This is a genomic window from Coprococcus sp. AF51-11b1, assembly GCF_027682785.1.
Taxonomy (GTDB): Bacteria; Bacillota; Clostridia; order Lachnospirales; family Lachnospiraceae; genus Allocoprococcus; species Allocoprococcus comes.
In genome coordinates this window covers 126,042-144,356 of sequence record NZ_JAQCZB010000011.1, presented here as the reverse complement: position 1 = coordinate 144,356, position 18,315 = coordinate 126,042, and the positions used below count along the sequence as shown (strand labels likewise).

The 18,315-nt window shown below is 42.5% G+C and carries 15 protein-coding genes and 1 pseudogene; 15 read left to right on the top strand and 1 reads right to left on the bottom strand.

Annotated elements, in window-relative coordinates; genetic code table 11:
- Positions 1 to 92 precede the first annotated feature (92 nt).
- A pseudogene (locus PGY05_RS12000) lies at positions 93 to 416 on the top strand (GNAT family N-acetyltransferase); the annotation flags it as partial.
- 193 nt (positions 417 to 609) lie between these two features.
- Here PGY05_RS12000 and PGY05_RS11995 read toward each other — a convergent pair.
- A complete protein-coding gene (locus PGY05_RS11995) occupies positions 610 to 1,578 on the bottom strand; it encodes an AraC family transcriptional regulator (RefSeq protein ID WP_117659137.1) in 969 nt (322 codons plus the stop codon).
- Positions 1,579 to 1,764: 186 nt separating this feature from the next.
- On the opposite strand from PGY05_RS11995, the gene PGY05_RS11990 reads away from it, so the two are divergent.
- The 14 genes from PGY05_RS11990 (at position 1,765) to PGY05_RS11925 (ending at position 18,315) form a co-directional block, all read left to right on the top strand.
- A complete protein-coding gene (locus tag PGY05_RS11990; RefSeq protein ID WP_118507810.1) occupies positions 1,765 to 2,376 on the top strand; it encodes an MptD family putative ECF transporter S component in 612 nt (203 codons plus the stop codon).
- Positions 2,373 to 3,098, top strand: coding sequence for an energy-coupling factor transporter transmembrane component T (locus PGY05_RS11985; RefSeq protein WP_015524536.1), 726 nt, complete (start codon positions 2,373 to 2,375; stop codon positions 3,096 to 3,098). Before PGY05_RS11990 ends, PGY05_RS11985 begins: the two co-directional genes overlap by 4 nt.
- Positions 3,095 to 4,567 carry an ABC transporter ATP-binding protein gene (locus PGY05_RS11980; protein WP_173810858.1) on the top strand — a complete coding sequence of 491 codons (1,473 nt, stop codon included), beginning with the start codon at positions 3,095 to 3,097 and terminating at the stop codon, positions 4,565 to 4,567. Before PGY05_RS11985 ends, PGY05_RS11980 begins: the two co-directional genes overlap by 4 nt.
- 3 nt (positions 4,568 to 4,570) lie before the next feature.
- Positions 4,571 to 6,334: an ABC transporter ATP-binding protein gene (locus tag PGY05_RS11975; protein WP_014078545.1), complete on the top strand. Its 1,764-nt coding sequence runs from the start codon at positions 4,571 to 4,573 to the stop codon at positions 6,332 to 6,334.
- Positions 6,327 to 8,036, top strand: coding sequence for an ABC transporter ATP-binding protein (locus tag PGY05_RS11970; RefSeq protein WP_055262242.1), 1,710 nt, complete (start codon positions 6,327 to 6,329; stop codon positions 8,034 to 8,036). The genes PGY05_RS11975 and PGY05_RS11970 overlap by 8 nt, the downstream gene beginning before the upstream one ends.
- A gap of 191 nt (positions 8,037 to 8,227) precedes the next feature.
- Positions 8,228 to 8,917 carry a response regulator transcription factor gene (locus tag PGY05_RS11965; protein ID WP_270213527.1) on the top strand — a complete coding sequence of 230 codons (690 nt, stop codon included), beginning with the start codon at positions 8,228 to 8,230 and terminating at the stop codon, positions 8,915 to 8,917.
- Positions 8,890 to 10,026, top strand: a complete 1,137-nt coding sequence (locus PGY05_RS11960) for a sensor histidine kinase (RefSeq protein ID WP_055158433.1) — start codon at positions 8,890 to 8,892, stop codon at positions 10,024 to 10,026. The genes PGY05_RS11965 and PGY05_RS11960 overlap by 28 nt, the downstream gene beginning before the upstream one ends.
- A gap of 107 nt (positions 10,027 to 10,133) precedes the next feature.
- Positions 10,134 to 10,805, top strand: coding sequence for an ABC transporter ATP-binding protein (locus tag PGY05_RS11955; RefSeq protein ID WP_005341592.1), 672 nt, complete (start codon positions 10,134 to 10,136; stop codon positions 10,803 to 10,805).
- On the top strand, positions 10,802 to 13,267 hold the full coding sequence (locus PGY05_RS11950; protein ID WP_196021818.1) for an ABC transporter permease: 2,466 nt from the start codon (positions 10,802 to 10,804) through the stop codon (positions 13,265 to 13,267). Before PGY05_RS11955 ends, PGY05_RS11950 begins: the two co-directional genes overlap by 4 nt.
- Positions 13,257 to 13,556, top strand: coding sequence for a hypothetical protein (locus PGY05_RS11945; RefSeq protein WP_128125110.1), 300 nt, complete (start codon positions 13,257 to 13,259; stop codon positions 13,554 to 13,556). Before PGY05_RS11950 ends, PGY05_RS11945 begins: the two co-directional genes overlap by 11 nt.
- Positions 13,557 to 13,562: 6 nt before the next feature.
- Positions 13,563 to 13,730, top strand: coding sequence for a hypothetical protein (locus PGY05_RS11940; RefSeq protein WP_215684113.1), 168 nt, complete (start codon positions 13,563 to 13,565; stop codon positions 13,728 to 13,730).
- 371 nt (positions 13,731 to 14,101) lie between these two features.
- On the top strand, positions 14,102 to 14,536 hold the full coding sequence (locus PGY05_RS11935; protein ID WP_215684112.1) for a helix-turn-helix transcriptional regulator: 435 nt from the start codon (positions 14,102 to 14,104) through the stop codon (positions 14,534 to 14,536).
- Positions 14,537 to 15,071: 535 nt separating this feature from the next.
- Entirely contained in the window at positions 15,072 to 17,039 is a 1,968-nt protein-coding gene (locus PGY05_RS11930) for an ATP-dependent DNA helicase (protein ID WP_270248133.1), read from the top strand.
- A gap of 157 nt (positions 17,040 to 17,196) precedes the next feature.
- Positions 17,197 to 18,315 carry a tyrosine-type recombinase/integrase gene (locus tag PGY05_RS11925; RefSeq protein ID WP_117658953.1) on the top strand — a complete coding sequence of 373 codons (1,119 nt, stop codon included), beginning with the start codon at positions 17,197 to 17,199 and terminating at the stop codon, positions 18,313 to 18,315.

Below are 18,315 nucleotides of genomic sequence, written 5' to 3'. Positions count from 1 at the left end.
TGCTATGTTTGGTCAAAGCTGAAGAGTAATGTAGAAAATTCAAAGAGATAAGAGTGATTGTCTGAAAGGAGAAATTGTATTATATGTTCTAAAGTAATTATGAATTAGTAAAAGAAATGATGTCACAATACGAAGTTTATGTGTTTGAAGCAGATAAAATGATACAAGGATTTGTAGGACTAAATGATAAATATATAGAAGGTATTTTTGTCTCCGATGAAATGCAGTCATGTGGCATAGGTAAGCTTTTATTAGATTATGTTAAGGATAAAAAAGTCAGCTTACGATTAAATGTATACCAGAAGAATGCCAGAGCAATTTCTTTTTACCAAAGAGAAGGGTTCATTATTCAATGTGAAGGCTTGGATGAAGCTACTGGTGAAAAAGAGTACACTATGCTATGGAAACGAAAATAGGAATCGGAATTTTTGGAGGTCATGCTAGTGAAGGATATAAGCGATGTAAAAGTTATCTATCGAGAAGAGTTGGATCTGAAATTCTATATGATATTGCTTGCTTAAAGTTTTTGGGATGTGAAGAAAATAGTAAGCCCGACTAGAATGTGGGTGAAAAATTTCACGAGTGCCAGAGTTTCCTCTGGCACTCATTTTATTTTCGCTGTGCGTTTTTTCTGTACTCCAATGGCAACAATCCAGTGCTTTTACGGAATAATTCTGCAAATCGGCTTGAAGTGGAATAGCCTACTGTTTGGGCAACTTGCCCGACTGTCAGCTCTGTATATGCCAGCAGATATTCTGCTTGACTCATGCGCCGCTGTTGAACATATTCCGTGATGGTGCAGTCGTAGTATTTCTTAAAACAGCTTTTGAGCTTTGTTGTTCCCATGCAGGCAATCTGTGTTAGCCGTTCCAGAGGAATATCAAAAGCATAGTGATCGCTAAGATAAGCGGCAACTATTTGGAGATTTTCAATATCCTGTTGAGAGAGCTTATGGGCTGGTTTATCAGGATGTTTCTTCTGATATTCCACCACCATTGAAACAGCTTCTGCGACTTTACCCTCATAAAAAAGTTTTGCTGCAATCCCTTCCCCGCGATAGTCTTTGATTTCAGTGAGTAACCGTGACATTTCTGGAAAGTCGGATGTTTGGTCGATCTTCCGAAATGCATCCACAGGATTGATCTGTGCCTCCGGGTACAGTTTTTTCAGGTAGTCCTCATAATATGCCGGTGCAATCTCAATCCCAACCGAACGGATTGGAATATTTTTATGTATCAAAGCCTTGTATGGAGTGTAGCCTCCAATAAATGTTTTGATACAACCGGCAGACAGTCTACGGTATGGAGATAATTCCTCCCCGGAAATAGAGTCATACCGAGTGATACTCAGACATTCCGGCATGGAGCATTCCAACATGAAATCTTCGTGGAAGGAAAAGTTATGGATTTTAATATCATATAAGTCTTTCTGTCCATAAGTCCAGTAGGTGCCTTCTCCAACTTCGGGAGAAAGTTTCCAGCAGTCACCTAATGCCCCATATTGCTGGTTGTCTGGGTCACGGATAAAACCGTGTTCAATTAGTAGCGGTGTATAAAACTGGTCAATAATTTCAGACATGAAAACAGACCGCCTCCTTTTTGCAACGATTAGACGAACTTTTGAAAGGAACAGACGAACATTGCCGGAACCTATTGAATGTTGTTCGATAAATGCGTATTGTATTAGACGAAGATTAGAGGTATCTAACCGAAGAATATCACAAACCACTTGTCGAGTCAAGACAATGAAAGGTAGGAGGTCAAAATGAGTAATCAAGTAAATTCTATGAACAAAGGTCTGACAGTGAAAGACCTTGTAACAACAGGTATTTTTACTGCACTGTTATTTGTTTTTGTATTGGTGGGCGGTGTCTTTTTTGCAACGAATCCTGTACTTACTTTTTTCATGCCAGCAGGAGGTGGGCTGCTTGCTGGCCCCATTTATCTTTTGCTGATTGCAAAAGTACATAAGCGTTGGAGCCTTTCTATAATGGGCGTTATCATGGGTATTATTTGGTTCGTGACTGGTATGCACTGGGCTTTTGCATTGGGCTACATGATCATGGCGATTGTCGCGGACTTTGTTGCTGGTGCAGGGCAGTACAAAAGCAAAAAACTCAACAGCCTGTCTTATATCCTGTTCTCTCTCGGTGGCACTGGTTCATATATCGTGTTCTTTGTTGATCCCAACGGCTGGGCGCAGACCATGCTGGGGAACGGAACTGAACAGAGTTACATCGACACCATGCAGGCAACTGCAAATACCGGCATCCTGATTGCCATGTTTGTTGCTGTTATCATTACATCTGCAATCAGCGCTTTTGTAGGCTGCAAAATGCTGAAAAAGCAGTTTGAAAAAGCAGGTATTACAGCATGAGCGGTAAACGCCATAAGAAAGAGCTTTGGCTCGACCCACGGGCCAAGCTCTTTCTTATTCTTATGTGTGTTTTATCGTCCATGTTTGCGCCCTCACTTGCATATCAATTTATCCTTGTTATGCTGATTGCGATATTGGGGGCTTTCTTTGGAAAGTGGAAATATGTCATTAAGGCTGTATGCTTTTATGCGGTCATCTGTGCCCTGACAGTTTGGATCATGGCAGAAATGACAGGCACGCTGCGGACAATGTTTATTGCCTTTTTAGGCTTGTTTCATAAGGTCTATGCGTGCGGAACCTTGGCTGGGATTGTTCTGACTACTACAAAAGTCAATGAGTTCCTGTCTGCTATGAACCGTGTCCGCGCACCCAAAAAGTTAGTAATTCCTATGGCAGTTATGCTGCGGTACATTCCAACTATTCAAGAGGACTGGCGCTATATCACAGACGCTATGCGAATGAGAGATGTTTCACCATCTCTGGCGGGCTTTTTAACACATCCGGGCATGACGGTTGAGTGTATTTATGTGCCTTTATTGATGGCAGCTTCAAAAGCGGCGGATGATCTTTCTGTTGCTTCTGTCACTCGTGGAATTGAAAATCCCAATCCACGCACCTGTCTTGTCCAGATAAAATGCGGAATTTCCGATTGGGGCGTCATGGCCGTTGCCGTAGCTTATCTGATTTTTGAATTATGTGTGCGAGGAGGTGTGATCGGTTGATTGAGTTTGAAAATGTATCGTTTTCCTATACGGGGCAGGAACATGGTGGGCTGCGCGACATCAATTTGAAAATTTCGGACGGAGAATTCGTCCTGTTCTGTGGCCGCAGCGGGTGCGGAAAAACAACGATTACAAGGCTGGTGAATGGACTGATCCCTCAGTTTTATCAGGGGGAGCTTCATGGCCGTGTGCTGGTAGATGGTCAGGAAATCAGCAATATCCCCATGTATCAGATTGCCGCTAAGGTTGGCTCCGTTTTCCAAAATCCACGGACGCAGTTTTTCAATGTTGATACAGACAGTGAGATTGCCTTTGGAATTGAAAATGAAGCTCGCCCTCCTGAGAAATTAGCTGAGCGAGTAGAGCAGACAACTGAAGATTTGCATATTCAAAAGCTGCGAAACAGAAATATTTTTGAGTTGTCCGGCGGAGAAAAGCAGAAAATCGCCTTTGCTTCTGTTTATGCCATGAACCCACAGATTTATCTATTGGATGAACCATCCTCTAATCTGGATATGACTTCGATCCAGGAACTAAAGGAACATTTACGGCTGATAAAAAAACAGGGCAAAACAGTTTTGATAGCGGAACATCGTCTGTACTACCTGATGGAGTTGGCTGACCGAATTGTTTATCTGGAAAAAGGAGAAATCAAAGGAATATACACCCCGGAAGAATTTTGGCAGCTATCTGAACCTGATCGTGAACACATGGGGCTGCGAGCTGTTGATCTACAGGCGGTATTCCCGCAAAAAGCCCACTTGCCTGCGCCTACCCCTGTATTGGAGCTGCGGAATGTGACGCTCCGTTACAAGAAGCAAACAATTTTGCATGACATTGAGCTATCCGCCGGAAAGGGCGAAGTGATTGGTGTTGTCGGCCACAACGGAGCTGGAAAGACTACATTTTCCCGCGCTCTCTGTGGGCTTCACAAAGACTGCGATGGACAATTTTTGTGGGAAAGCGAGCCGATTGAGCGTAAGGAAAGGCTGAAACGCTCTTACATGGTTATGCAGGATGTGAATTATGAACTTTTCGCTGACAGCGTGGAGGCAGAGTGCTCCTTTGGTATACGCAATCCAGATCAAACACTGGTAAATGCAACTTTGGAGGAATTAGGCCTTACCCAATATCGGGAGCGCCATCCAAACACGCTTTCTGGCGGTCAAAAGCAACGAGTAGCTGTAGCTGTTAGCATGATTTGTGGGAAAGATCTGCTGGTATTCGATGAACCGACCAGCGGCCTTGATTTTGACAGTATGACGCAGGTGGCGGGAATGATCCGCCGGTTGTCCAATATGGGAAAGGTTATTTTCATTGTCACCCACGATTTTGAATTTGTCTGCCGTACCTGCTCCCGTGTCCTGCATTTTGACGAGGGCGAAATGCCCGATGATGTACCAGTTACAATGGATGCCCTCCCGAAATTGAGAGAGCTGTTCTCTGTTTCAGATGGAAAGGAGAGGTGATCTATGAAACAGAAAAAAGAAAACAGAGTAGCTTTGCTGCTCCACTGGGCCGGTGAGCAAAAAATCTGGCTGTTCCTGGCAATTTTTCTATCGGCGGTCAGCGGTCTTTGCATTATCGTCCCTTACATTGGAATTTACCGGCTGATGGACGCCACCTTCAATCATACCTGCACGCAGGAACTTGTTGTACATACCGTGGTAATGATTGCAGTGGCGGTAACTTTGCGGTTTGCCCTGTTTGGCTGTTCCGGCGTAGCAGCCCACAAAGGGGCCTATGGCGCTCTTTTCAAAGTGCGCTGCATGGTTGCAGAACACATGGCCAGAGCGCCTTTAGGGGCCTTGAATGAACGGCGCACCGGGGACATAAAAACGGTTCTGAATGAAGATATTGAAAAGTTGGAGCTGTTTCTGGCCCATAACCTTCCTGACCTTGTGTGCTATCTGGTGGGGCCGGTAGTCATCTTTATTTATCTGATGACCGTCAATATTCCTCTGGCATTGATTTCCCTGGTTCCGCTGATCCTTGCTGTTGTTGTAATGGGAATGATGTTCCGCAATACGGATGACCTGATGGAACGGGCCAATCACTCCATTACCACACTGAACTCGGTTATGATTGAGTACATCAGCGGCATGAAATTGATTAAAGCCTATAACATGGGGAGCAAATCGTTTCAAAAGTTTTCAGACGCTATCCAGGAAGAAAACGCCATGTGGAATGAAACTTCCCGGCGCATGGGACCACCTTATGCGGCCTTTGTTGTTATCATCGAATGTGGGATGTTGATGATGGTTCCAATCGGCGGAATGTTTTTCCTGAAAGGCTCACTGGCTGCCAGCGCTTTTTTGCTGTTCGTCTATGTAGGTTCCATGTATCTGACGGAAATACGCCCCCTACAGGAACTGGGGACTAATTTTGCCAATGTGCTGAACGCTGTTACTAAGACCAAAGAGATACTGGATATTCCAATTTATGAGGGTGGAGCGGACTTTCCCCAAAATCACGATATTGAACTTCGGAATGTTCGGTTTTCCTATGATGGCAAGACCGATGTACTGCAAGGCGTTAATCTCAAAATTAAAGATGGTGAACGCATGGCCCTTGTGGGACAGTCTGGTGCCGGTAAAAGTACCGTGATTGAGCTGATCTCCCGGTTCTATGATGTGCAGGAGGGCGAAGTGCTGATTGGCGGGAAAAATGTAAAGGAACTCAATTATGATACTATCCTAAAAAATGTCGCCATTGTGTTCCAAAAGACCTTCCTGACCCGTGACAGCGTTTTAGAAAATATCCGCATGGGCAGTAACGCCACTCTGGAAAAAGTACGGACTGCCGCAAAAGAGGCGCAGATTGATGATTTCATCATGTCTTTGCCGGATGGATATGACACGAAGGTGGGCAGCTTCGGCTCTCGTTTCTCCGGCGGTGAAAAACAGCGGATTGCCATTGCCCGCGCTATCCTGAAGAATGCCCCCATTTTGATCTTAGACGAGGCCACAAGCGCCTCTGACCCGGAAAATCAGATGGAGATTGACAAAGCCATTCAAAATCTCTGTAAGGGAAAGACTGTCATTGTGGTAGCCCATCGTTTGAGCGCGTTGAAGATGTGCGAGCGTGTAGCAGTGGTTGAAAATCACACAATTACCTGTGTCGGAACCCATGAGGAAGTCCGAAAGAACAATGCTTACTATCGGAAGGCGTGGGAGGACTACGAAACAGCCCGGAATATTACTTATCAGTTGGAGGGAGGCGAGCAGCATGAGTGAGCATGATGTATTGAAAAAGAACCGTAATTTTTATATTGGTGTTGGCGGGACTGTTCTGGAAGGGCTTCTCTCCGGCAGCCTGTTTATGCTGCTTTACTCTGTCATGCAGTTTTTGTGGTCGGGACAATTTGACATGAACCGTGTCCTGGTTCTGACCTGTGTGATCGCGGTGGTTTTTCTTCTTCGTATCCTGATTTACAGCTATGGCTATACCAAAGCGCAGATTGGCGGTGCAGAGGTCAGCAAGAATACCCGCCTCTTTATGGGCGACCATTTGAAGCGTATCCCGCTTTCCCGGTTTACCCAGGGACAGACCGGCGATTATATCAATACCATCACAAGCGATGTAAACAACTATGAAAAAATCCTGACCCATAAGATCGGTGATATGGCAAAGAGTTTTGCACTTTCGCTCATGCTGATTATTTTTGTGATGACCATTTATGTGCCTGCCGGAATTATCCTGCTGATTGCCGACTTGCTTTTGATCCCTGGACTGTGGCTTTCCTTCCGTATGGTTCGGAAGTATGGTAAAGAAAAGAATGATATTTGTGCAGAGAATGTCAGCAGCATTGTGGAGTATGTGTCTGGTATTCAAACTTTCCGGGCCTATGGCGTAGGTGGTTTGAAGAATAAAACCGTTATCAACGCTATGCGGGAGTTCTGTCGGATCAGCTTTGTGTACGAATCAAAAGTGCTTCCTATTGGTGCGGTCTTTGGTATTTTGAGTTGGCTGTCCTGCCCGCTGGTTATCTTGCTGGCCTATGCACCCTGGGTCGCAGGGACACTGAACACGGTGGACTACCTTTTGATTTGTATGCTGCCCCTGTTCTGTGCAAAGCTGGCTAACTCGATTTTTGTAGACCTCACCAGTTATAAGAACCTGATGATCTCGAAAAACAAAATCTTGAGTGTAATGAATGAGCCGGAGGAAACTGGCAGCATGGAGCCGCTTCACACAGCTACCCATGAAATCACATTTGACAATGTAGATTTTGCATATGTTCCCGGTGAACCGGTACTAAAACACGCCACCTTTACGGTGCCAGATCAAAAGCTCACGGCCATTATCGGAGACTCTGGCTCCGGCAAATCTACTATTTTGAACCTGATTGCAAAATATTATGAAGCAACGGGCGGGACGATTTCTATTGGCGGTAAACCCATTAACCATGTTGCCGCAGAGCGTGTACTGGAGCAAGTTTCTATGGTAGACCAGGACATATTTCTTTTTGACGATACCATCCGGGATAATATCCGACACGCTCGCCCTAATGCTACGGACACGGAAATCGAGGCTGCCTGCCGGGAGGCTAACTGTGACAGCTTCATCCGTAAGATGGAAAAGGGATATGATACGCCGACTGGCGAGAATGGAAATCTTCTCTCTGGCGGTGAGCGTCAGCGAATTTCAATCGCCCGCGCTATCCTGAAAAACAGCCCAATCCTGCTTTTGGATGAGGCAACAGCGTCCCTTGACATCGAGAACGAACTGGCAGTAAAGCAGGCCATCGCCAATCTGCTGAAAGAGAAAAAGACTGTGGTAATGATTGCTCATACCCTTTCCATCGTCAAAAATGCAGATCAAATCCTTGTAATGGGTGATGGCAGGATTGCTGAATCTGGAACCCATGAGGAATTGCTTGCGAAAGGCGGAAAATATGCTGCTATGTGGAACGCAGAGCAAAAAATATCGGCTTGATAGAAGCTAAAGAAGAATAATTGCATAGCGCATGAACCTGCCCCGACTATGGGGAAAGAAAAAAACGCTGGCTGGGGCAGGTGGAGCGGTCCTTTTTCTTTTCTGGAGAGCAGGTGGATACTATGCAGTTTTGGAGGAGTGTGGTAAAATGTGATTGTTTATCATGTTAGGAGATTAGGGAGGTAGATGAAATGAGGACAATTTTGTTATTGGAAGATGATGAGAATCTGAACCGTGGAATCGCGCTAAAACTGCAGAAAGAAGGGTATCAGGTTTTTTCCGCTTTTCAGATTTCAGAGGCAGAAAAATTGTTTGATGAAAATAGAATAGATCTGGTAATCAGTGATATTACTCTGCCGGACGGAAACGGACTGGAGTTTTGCAGGAAGATTCGAAATAAGAGCAAAGTCTTTGTACTGTTTCTCACGGCAATGGATTCGGAAATTGATATGGTAAACGGCTATGATGCAGGGGCGGATGATTATATTACAAAGCCATTCAGCCTGATGGTACTGGTTTCAAAAGTTCAGGCATTTATGAGAAGAATGGAAGGAGTCTGCGGACACAACAGAATCTTATCGGGAAATATCGAAGTAAATTATGGAGAAATGAGAGCGTTAAAACGAAATGCTGATGGAGTGACTCCTTTGACATTAAATAAAAAGGAACTTCAGATAATGATTTACTTTATGGAAAACGCAAGGCAGATTTTATCAAAAGAACAGATTTTAGAGTATGTCTGGGATGTTGACGGGCAGTTTGTAGACGATAATACAGTTCCTGTAAATATCAGCCGATTGAAAGGAAAAATCGGGAATGATTATATACAAAATGTAAGGGGGATGGGATATATATGGACCGAAGAAAGCGTACAGGAGTAGCTCTGGCAGCAGGGCTGCTTTTTCTGTTTGTGACAGAGATATTGTTGCTGTTTCTGGCAGGAAATAGTTTATACAAGGAAGAGCAGGGAAAATTAGGGGCGTTAGTGCTGTCCCATCCGGAACAGGAGACGGAGTATATAGAGTTATTTGACAGAGGAAAGCAAAGAAATCGTCAGGAAGAGGAAGCGGGGAAAGAGCTGGAGGAGCGTTACGGGTATACTCCTTTTGATGGGAGAAGCGTGAAAACTTTTGCTGCATATGGAATAGGAATGGCGATGGTTTTTGTGGCAGGACTTGGAGTTTCATGGGTTTTGTTTTTGCGAAATAAAAGAGACCGGCAGCAAGATGAAAATAACCAGGAAGAACTTCGGGAAAAATATATAGAACTGCAGAATCATTTTGAAAAAGTAAGAGAAAAACTTTCCAGAGAAGAAAACAATACAAAATCTTTAATTACAGATATTTCCCACCAATTGAAAACACCGATTGCTTCATTGAAGATGAGTTGTGAACTGGCGGGGTCTGCCGATTTAACCTGGGAGGAACGGGAAGAATTTTATAAAAAGGAATGGGATGAAATTCAAAGACTGGAAAATCTTTTGGATTCACTGATTCATGTGTCCAGATTGGAATCTGGGATGATTCAGATTCAGCCAGAGATGGGCAGTCTGAAAAATACATTGGTACAGGCTGTAAACAGTGTGTATATGAAAGCGTATGAAAAATCCATAGATATTTCTCTGGATGAATTTCAGGATGTGCAAATTGTACACGACTCGAAATGGACAGGAGAAGTGTTCGTAAATATTTTAGACAACGCAGTAAAGTATTCGCCGGAGCATACAGAAATCCGAATTCGGGTAACAGAGCTTGCTACCTGCATGATGCTGGAATTTATCGACCAGGGAACAGGTATTCCGGCAGAAGAGGCGCATCGGGTATTTCAGCGTTTTTACAGAGGAAACCAAGAGTATGTAAAAAAACAGGAGGGCTCTGGGGTTGGACTTTATCTTGCCAGAAAAATTTTGGAGGAGCAGAAAGGCACGATTTGTGTAAAAGTAGCACCTGAAGGCGGTAATAATTTTGTGGTGACATTACCAAAGAAATAGATTTCTGAAAAAAGATTTCTTACATAATTGTTATGCTTTTTGTAAGCCTACTGTAAGACTGGATTGATAGAATGACATTAGCAAAGAAAAAGGAGGCTTCAAAGTTTATGAAAGCAATATTAGAAACAAGAGATCTTGTGAAATATTATGGAAAAGGCGATAATTTGGTGAAAGCTATTGACCATACAGATTTAATAATCGAACCAGGTGAATTTACAGCAATTGTAGGACGTTCTGGATCGGGAAAAAGTACTCTTCTTCATATGCTGGGAGGATTGGACCGTCCTGATTCCGGAAAGGTTTTGATAGAAGGAAGAGATATTTTTCAACTGAAAGATGAAAAACTTGCAGTGTTCCGCAGAAGAAAGATTGGGTTTATTTTCCAAAGTTATAATTTAGTACCATCCTTAAATGTTTGGGAAAATATTGTGCTACCCATTGGATTGGATGGAAAGAAAGTGGATACAGAGTATGTTATGGATATTATCTGTAGAATCGGAATGGAGGATAAATTGAAATCCTTACCGAATACTCTTTCTGGTGGGCAACAGCAGCGGGTTGCTATTGCAAGAGCGTTGGCATCCCGCCCGGCGATTATTTTAGCAGATGAACCAACAGGAAATTTGGATTCCAAGACGGAGTTAGAAGTGATTTCTATGTTGAAATCCTGTGTTTCAGAATATGGGCAGACACTGGTTATGATCACGCATGATGAGACCATTGCGCAGATGGCTGACCGTATGATTGTCATTGAAGACGGTAAGGTGGTGAGAGCATGAAAACAGTAACAAAAACAGCGCTTGCCAATGTAAAACAGAACAAAGGAAGAAACTTTTTATGTGGATGCGCCATTGCACTGACTACGTTTCTGATATTTGTTGTTTTAACGGTGGGATATGGAATGATCCGCGTACAGCTTGCATCGGTGGATGCTTATTATCCAACTTACCATATTATGTTCCGCCAAGTTTCCGAGAAAAACACCAAAGCACTTCAGGTGCATAATGATATAGAAGAAATCGGTCTGAGAATGGATTTGGGACAGATTATAGATGATGATGCCACAATCATTATGACCGCTATGGATAATAATGGGATTCGGTTGAACAAAGCGGAGTTAGAAGAAGGAACTTTCCCAAAAAGTGAAAAAGATATTGTTGTTTCCAAGGGAGTTTTAGAGGAACTGGGAATTCAGGGGAAATTGGGTGATGAAATCACGATTCCATACCAAATTTACGAAAAAGACGGTATGGGATATGCGAAAGAAGACACTTTCCGCATCTGTGGCTTTATGGAATCTTCTGATTCGAATAAAGAAAAGAAAATGTATTTTGTGATGAATTCCATGGAATATGCGAAACAGATGATACCGGAAGCAGACAGAGAATATCGTGTGATGTTCCGTCTGGCAGATGCAGAGCATATGACAACAGATGAAATCGAAGAGAGGGGAAAAGAAATCGGAGAGGATTTTGGTGTACCTGAGGGAAATGTGGTAGAAAACAGAGCGTATTTGGCTGCAAATTATACGGATCCGTCATTTGTAAAAGGAATGATCGTGGTAATCGTTATGGTTGTTTTAGCAGGAATCCTGACTATTTACAGTATTTATTATGTGTCTATGATACCAAAAGTACAGGAATATGGAAAATTAAAAGCCATAGGCTCCACCAAAAGACAGATTCGGCAGATGGTATTCCGTGAAGGAATGCTGGTTACGGCGCTTGCCCTCCCTGTAGGATTGCTTATCAGTAGTTTCCTGTCCAGATGGATTATGAAACAGATGATTACTTTTATGGCAGGCGAAGACCCTCTAATGCAGGTAGCAGCAGAACTTGTAAAAAATGGTGAGGTATCTTTGTTGCACTGGTGGATTTATGCGATTACCATTATGGCGGTGCTCTTTACTTCCGCAGTTTCTTTGGCAAAACCGATGCGAATTGCTGCCAAAGTTTCGCCCATTGAGGCTATGCGTTATCAGGGGTTAGAAAAACGTGGGAAAAAAGTACGGAAAGGCTATCAGAATCTCACGATTTTTCGTTTGACAAAAGCAAATATGGTAAGAAATAAAAAGAGGACTGGGATTACGATTGTTACATTAGGAGCAACTGGTATTCTGTTCATGGTTGTGGCAACTATTTTATCTTGCGCGGCACCGAAAGAAATTGCAAGAAAGGATATTGAATCTGATTATAAAATTAAATTGGAAACATGGGGTGGGGACAAAATGAATCCGGACAGAGACTGGAGACAGGTTCAGCAGAATAACCCCTTGACGAAAGCGTTTATTGATCAGGTTCGTGATGTAGACGGTGTGGAAGAGGTAAAGGTAAAAACATTTATGAATGGAAAAATTCCGAAACTATCTATGGATGGTGAAATTTGGGACGCGAATATTATTGGACTGGATGCATCTTATGCAGAAACGCTGGAAAAAGGAGAGATACAAGGACATGTGACATATGAAGAATTGGAAAAAGGAGATAAAATCCTCATGTCTGCTAATATGCTATACTGGTTCCCGGAACTGAAAGTGGGAGATTCCTTGAAGATGGTTTTGAATATGGGAGATGACCAGGTAGAAAAGACTTTTGAGATAGGAGCCATCGGAGATTACTATGCAAGCCTTGGCGGAAGTTCATTTTATCTGCCCCAATCAGTGTTGGAAAAAATGAATCCCAATAATCTGAACTACATACTGGAAATCACAGTGAATGATCAGAAAAAGAACAGTGCATATCAGGAACTTCAGGCACTTGCCGACAACAGTGAATACCTGGTGACAGGAAGTTATGAAGAGCAACTTCAGGAGTGGGAAAAGAATATGCGGTTGACGAGCGTTTTGTGTTATGCATTTCTGATTATTCTGGGTGGAATTGGAATCATGAATCTTGTGAACACTATGATGAACAGTATTTACACAAGAAGGCGGGAGCTTGGAATGATACAGGCGATAGGAATGTCTGAAAAACAGTTGATCCGTATGCTGCAACTGGAAGGAATCATCTATACTTTGGGAACATTGGCAGTTTCTGTGGGCATTGGAAGTCTTGTAGGATATGGTGCATTTCTTTATGCAAAAACCAAACACATGTTTCAGATCAGTGAGTATCATTTTCCAGTGGTCCCAGCAGTGCTTTTGATTTGTGTGGTTGCCTTTTTACAGGTACTGCTCACATATGGAGTATCTGCAAATTTCCGAAAATTGAGTTTGATTGATCGGATACGATATGCAGAGTAATATATTAAAAACATCATATATACAAAGGGAACCGTCCGATGTATTTCAGACATTGCAACAGAGCTCCGCAGAAGTCAGCAAGGAAAAGATTGCACAGGGAATGAAAGAAACAGATCCGGGTGTATTTGCATCTGTTTTAACGGAAAGTGTGCAGAAGAGCATTGATAAGAACAGCTATGGAGATCCGGTGACAGTAACTGTAAAAGTGGAAAAGAATCATTCTGGGACGTATGAGCTGTCTGAAACCGAAAGAAACAAGCTGGAGACAGTGATGTTTCCAACAGAATAACTGAATATGGAAAAAGTGGACTGCCGGGGTAAAATCCTGGCAGTTTTTATATCAAAGCATGCAAGAGAAGCTGCCAGTGGCAGGGTCTCTGTATCGCCATGCATTCGGAAGGAGCTGCCAGTGACAGCTCCTGTAGATGAAGGCTCTGAAAATGATTCAGAGAATGCAAGATAATTCCGAAGGGACGAAAGAAGGTGAGAAAGTATTTGAATATTAACGGACTCAGAAGAAATGTCGAAAGATGTCGGATAATGCGAAAAATGACTGTTAAGTGACTGGTATATAACACGGTTTTGACAGCCTTTTTTTATATACTTTTCTTTGTGGTGTTTTAAGGAAAGGTATAACAAGGAGAAGAATTATATTTGCATCAAAGAAAGTGCTTAAGACAACAAAATGGGAATAAAAAGCAAAGTGTTGTGATCGAACTGGTTGCAGCACTTTTTTATTCGACATTTTTCGAGAATTGTGGGACACCACATATCCGGTCACCGCCATGCTCCGATTTGATTTCTATACGAAAAATCAGATCGGAGGAAAGATAAATGGCTTATAACAAGACAAGTGAAGAACGAAAGTGGAATTATTGGAAAGAACAGGAAGAAAAGAAACTGCGTGAACTGGGAATGGAAGAAGAGAAGATCCAAAAGCTGCGTCAGATGGACCGGGAAGATTTTCTGGAAGAGCGCAGATACCGGGAACATCTGGATGAAGCGATGCAGGATATGGATTCCATAAAAGAAAAGGACAGCGAGCTGTTTGCAAGGGATGTAAAGGAGCTTCTGGATCACATAGGTGATAAGCGAATCTATGAACTATTGAAAGAAACGGAGCATCAGACACTGGAAATCCTCTTACTCAGTACATGGGGATATTCTGGAAGAGAAGTTGCTAAGATTATGGGAATGGCAGAACAGACGATTTATACCAAAAGAAACCGTTTGAGAAAAAAATTAAAAAATTTATCAAAAATTGAATAATTATGGCGTTTTTCGTCGGCTATTTAATAGGCAGGTAAATTTTGCCAGTGTACTTTGACAACCTCATACCAGCATTACAGGTACGTTCCCGTAAGTAGAAGCGTGGCAGGAAGACGCGAGGACAGATGAAAAGGGCATGGAAGAAATCAGACCAGAAAGTGAGAGGCAGAGTTCTTTTGTGGCGTTTTCGTTTCGAGCGAATCATCTTTAACTAAAACAAGATCATGGCGGTCTTTTGCGAAGATCACTTACGAGGGGATAATGATACATAGGAACTGCCAGTGAGCAGGGGATGGACTTTGGGTTGTAATCAGCAAGACATTTAGAAAATCCATGAGCGGTGCGATGCCAAGCATCCGCCTGTAATGTTCCCGTAAGGCAAAGGGGGGAGTCGAGGACAAATACAATGCCAAAAATCAAAAGTATAAGAAATCAAGGAAGAATGTGTCGTTGATATCAGATACATGCGGCTGTAGGGAGTATTTCTTTACAGCCGTATTGATGTGGTATCAGCAGACATATCAGGTAACAAACTATGTATTACAGAAAAGAGTATTTGAAAAGAGCGCATCGGGAGATCGATACGATCTTCCGGGTGCTGTTCCCGGAACATGGGATGGCAGTAAGGGAAGAACAGATCCTGTTATGCCACGAAATGCTGGATAACCTGCTGGGAAGAAATATAGCACTGTGTGACGCAGGTGTCGGCATTGGGAAAACTTATGCCTATCTGGTGGCTTGTGTTCTGATGAGAAAGTATTCTCTTCTTGCAGACGGATATTCTCCATACGAACAGCGTCCGGTTGTGATCTCTACTTCCAGCATTGCACTCCAGAAAGCAATTCTTACGGAATATATCCCTTTTCTCTCCCGGATTCTTCAGGAGAACGGGACAATTCAGGCGCCGATCAAAGCAGTCATCCGCAAAGGGAAAGAGCATTTTGTCTGTGATGAGAGATTAGAGCAACGAATCGTTGCAATCAAAGAGAAAAATAAAAATGCATTGCAGAAAGAAGCACTGCTGTCTCTGAAAGAACATTACGATATGGATGAAGTGTCAGGATTAAGTGGATTTGACAGAAGGCTGGTAAGCGTACCAAAGTTCTGCTCAAGGGAATGCCCGACAAAAGGTTCCTGCAGGTATCAGCAGTATCTGGAACATTCCAGAGATGATGAAATGTTCATCCAGATCTGCAACCATAATTATCTGCTGGCAGATGGCTATCACAGACTGCAGGATTACCGCCCGTTATTAAAAGACTATCGGGCATTGATTGTAGATGAAGCACACAAGCTGCCAGATGCGGCAAAGCAGATGTTCGGGAAGAGCCTCTGTTATGACGATATCCGGGAAATCTGCTTTTATCTTGGGAAAGAGTACCAAGGTCCGGAGATAAGAAAACTGTCCGGGACGATCCGGATGGTGCTGGATATCATAGGAGAAAACCACAGAACCAGATATGGGATAAAAGAAGAATTCCACATGACAGAAGAGTGTGCAATGTATTTATATGAGGGGATACAGACCATGAATAAGATCATAGAAAAATTAGAAAAGAAGATTCCGAAGTGGATCAGAAACAAGCTGGAAGAAACCAGAAGTGTGTTGGAATGCTTTTTCCATCAGGATAAGAAGTATGTACTGCATCTGAAGCAGGACCATGATCACAGGATTATATTGTGTGCATCCAGCAGACGGATTCCACAGTATCTGGATCAGATGTTGTGGGGCAGAGGAATGGGAGCGATTCTTACAAGCGGAACTTTAAAAACCGGACAGGGATTTTCCCATATTCGGAAAATGACAGGACTACAGGGAGTACGGAGAGTCCGGGAATATGTGGCAGACTCCCCGTTTGAATATCAGAAGAACTGTCTGTTATATCTGCCAAAGAATTTGAAAAAATGCAGAAGAGGAAGTCAGGAAGAGGCAGAGATGATAGCAGGCCATATCCATTCACTGATCTGTTCGACTTACGGACATACGCTGGTGCTGTTCACATCTTATCATTTGATGGGAAACGTTTACCAGATGTTAAGGGATGAAATTCCGTTCCCGATGATAGAGGTGTGGAGACATTCACCGGAAGAGATCACAAGATTTAAACAGATGGACAATGCTGTCCTTTTTGCAGCCGGCTCCTGTTGGGAAGGAGTAGACTTCCCTGGAGATATGGTATCTTCGCTGATTATAGTAAAACTGCCCTTTGCTGTTCCTGATCCCATCAGCGAAGCACAGAAGAAGGAATATGCCAGCCTGAAAGATTATATTCAGGCAGTGATTGTTCCAGACATGCAGAAAAAACTAAGACAGGGATTCGGACGGGCGCTCCGCACAGAGACAGACACTTGTGTCGTGTCCATTCTAGATGAGCGTGCAGGAGAAGAAGGAAGATACCATGAGGAAGTGATGTGCGCACTTCCGAAGTGTAAGATGACAAAAGACATCAAAGATGTCCAGCGTTTTATCAGAAACCGCAAAGGTGTGGAATATTACCTGTAAATGCTTGTGGATCTGCTACAATCACAGCAAATTTACGGCGAAATGTTTGGTGGTATTTCTTGGGCGTTTTCGGTGGAATTGGTGGTATTGATGAATAGCTATTTGGACATGAAGTGGGTATACTGTGTATAGCGTTAGAGGAAAGGCGGTGAGCAGCATGAAACGATATGAGATGAATAAACAGAAAGAGGGATCTATAACCTATTTCTTTATAAGGGATACAGAAACATGGGATATCGTTCTACTGCCAACAAAATATCTGATGCATATGACAAAAGCTAAGTGTTCACCAAATACGGTACGCAGATCCGGTTGCTCCATTTTATATTATCTTGAATATATAGAGGAAAAAGAAAAGAAGCTTACAGATGTATATGAAATGTCTTTTACTGAACAGACAAAATATTTTGTAGAGTTTCTATATTGGTTGAAAGCTGGGAAACATACTTCAGGTAAAATGAATATCTTACCGAATAACGGAACCTGTAACGCATATTTAAAAGATGTGTTCAGGTTCTATGTTTTTATAGAAGAGGAATTTAGCCAATTTGGTGGATTAAAAGTATTATCATATAGCCAGTTTACAGCAGTAGATTCAGTTGGTCTAAAGAAAACGATACGTTCAAGAAGTTTTAAAGGCTATTTGAAAGAAGAAGAACACAAAGCGAGGACAGCAAAAAAGGATGAGATTATAGAAATATTAAAAGCATGTACAAATATTAGAGACAGACTGCTAATCCTTTTACTGGCAGAAACAGGATATCGAATTGGAGAAATCCTTGGAATCAACTATATGAATGACATTGATTATAGTAATCAAGTGATTCGGGTATATTTTCGAGAGGATAATGAAAATGGTGCGAGAGCTAAAAATGCAGAATACAGAAGTGCGAAAATCAGTGCAGACACATTTCAGTTTTTAAATTGTTACATTGCAGAATATAGAAAAATACTTCAACATCAATCGTATCTTTTTGTAAATATTTCGGGAAGAACTGTCGGTAATCCATTAACAGTAGATGCCGTCTATGCGATGTTGAAGAGAATGGAAAAGAAAACAGGGATTAAAATTACACCACATATGCTGAGACATTATTTTGGAAACGAAAGAAGAAAAGCAGGATGGGCACTGGAATTGATACAGATTGCTTATGGACATCGTCATATTCAGACAACAATTAACTATTTGGATATAGTAGATGATGAATTACTGGAAGCAAGTCAGGAGTTTTATAAGAAGAACACTGCATTGTACGGGATTGACGAACTACTATAG

What these genes read in the sequence shown, in the direction of transcription:
- PGY05_RS11985 (WP_015524536.1), top strand. Translation starts at nt 2,373, where the DNA reads ATGAGCGGTAAACGCCATAAGAAAGAGCTTTGGCTCGACCCACGGGCC.
- PGY05_RS11970 (WP_055262242.1), top strand. Translation starts at nt 6,327, where the DNA reads ATGAGTGAGCATGATGTATTGAAAAAGAACCGTAATTTTTATATTGGT.
- PGY05_RS11945 (WP_128125110.1), top strand. Translation starts at nt 13,257, where the DNA reads ATGCAGAGTAATATATTAAAAACATCATATATACAAAGGGAACCGTCC.
- PGY05_RS11925 (WP_117658953.1), top strand. Translation starts at nt 17,197, where the DNA reads ATGAAACGATATGAGATGAATAAACAGAAAGAGGGATCTATAACCTAT.
- PGY05_RS11935 (WP_215684112.1), top strand. Translation starts at nt 14,102, where the DNA reads ATGGCTTATAACAAGACAAGTGAAGAACGAAAGTGGAATTATTGGAAA.
- PGY05_RS11955 (WP_005341592.1), top strand. Translation starts at nt 10,134, where the DNA reads ATGAAAGCAATATTAGAAACAAGAGATCTTGTGAAATATTATGGAAAA.
- PGY05_RS11930 (WP_270248133.1), top strand. Translation starts at nt 15,072, where the DNA reads ATGTATTACAGAAAAGAGTATTTGAAAAGAGCGCATCGGGAGATCGAT.
- PGY05_RS11990 (WP_118507810.1), top strand. Translation starts at nt 1,765, where the DNA reads ATGAGTAATCAAGTAAATTCTATGAACAAAGGTCTGACAGTGAAAGAC.
- PGY05_RS11940 (WP_215684113.1), top strand. Translation starts at nt 13,563, where the DNA reads ATGGAAAAAGTGGACTGCCGGGGTAAAATCCTGGCAGTTTTTATATCA.
- PGY05_RS11960 (WP_055158433.1), top strand. Translation starts at nt 8,890, where the DNA reads ATGGACCGAAGAAAGCGTACAGGAGTAGCTCTGGCAGCAGGGCTGCTT.
- PGY05_RS11995 (WP_117659137.1), bottom strand. Translation starts at nt 1,578, where the DNA reads ATGTCTGAAATTATTGACCAGTTTTATACACCGCTACTAATTGAACAC.
- PGY05_RS11975 (WP_014078545.1), top strand. Translation starts at nt 4,571, where the DNA reads ATGAAACAGAAAAAAGAAAACAGAGTAGCTTTGCTGCTCCACTGGGCC.
- PGY05_RS11965 (WP_270213527.1), top strand. Translation starts at nt 8,228, where the DNA reads ATGAGGACAATTTTGTTATTGGAAGATGATGAGAATCTGAACCGTGGA.
- PGY05_RS11950 (WP_196021818.1), top strand. Translation starts at nt 10,802, where the DNA reads ATGAAAACAGTAACAAAAACAGCGCTTGCCAATGTAAAACAGAACAAA.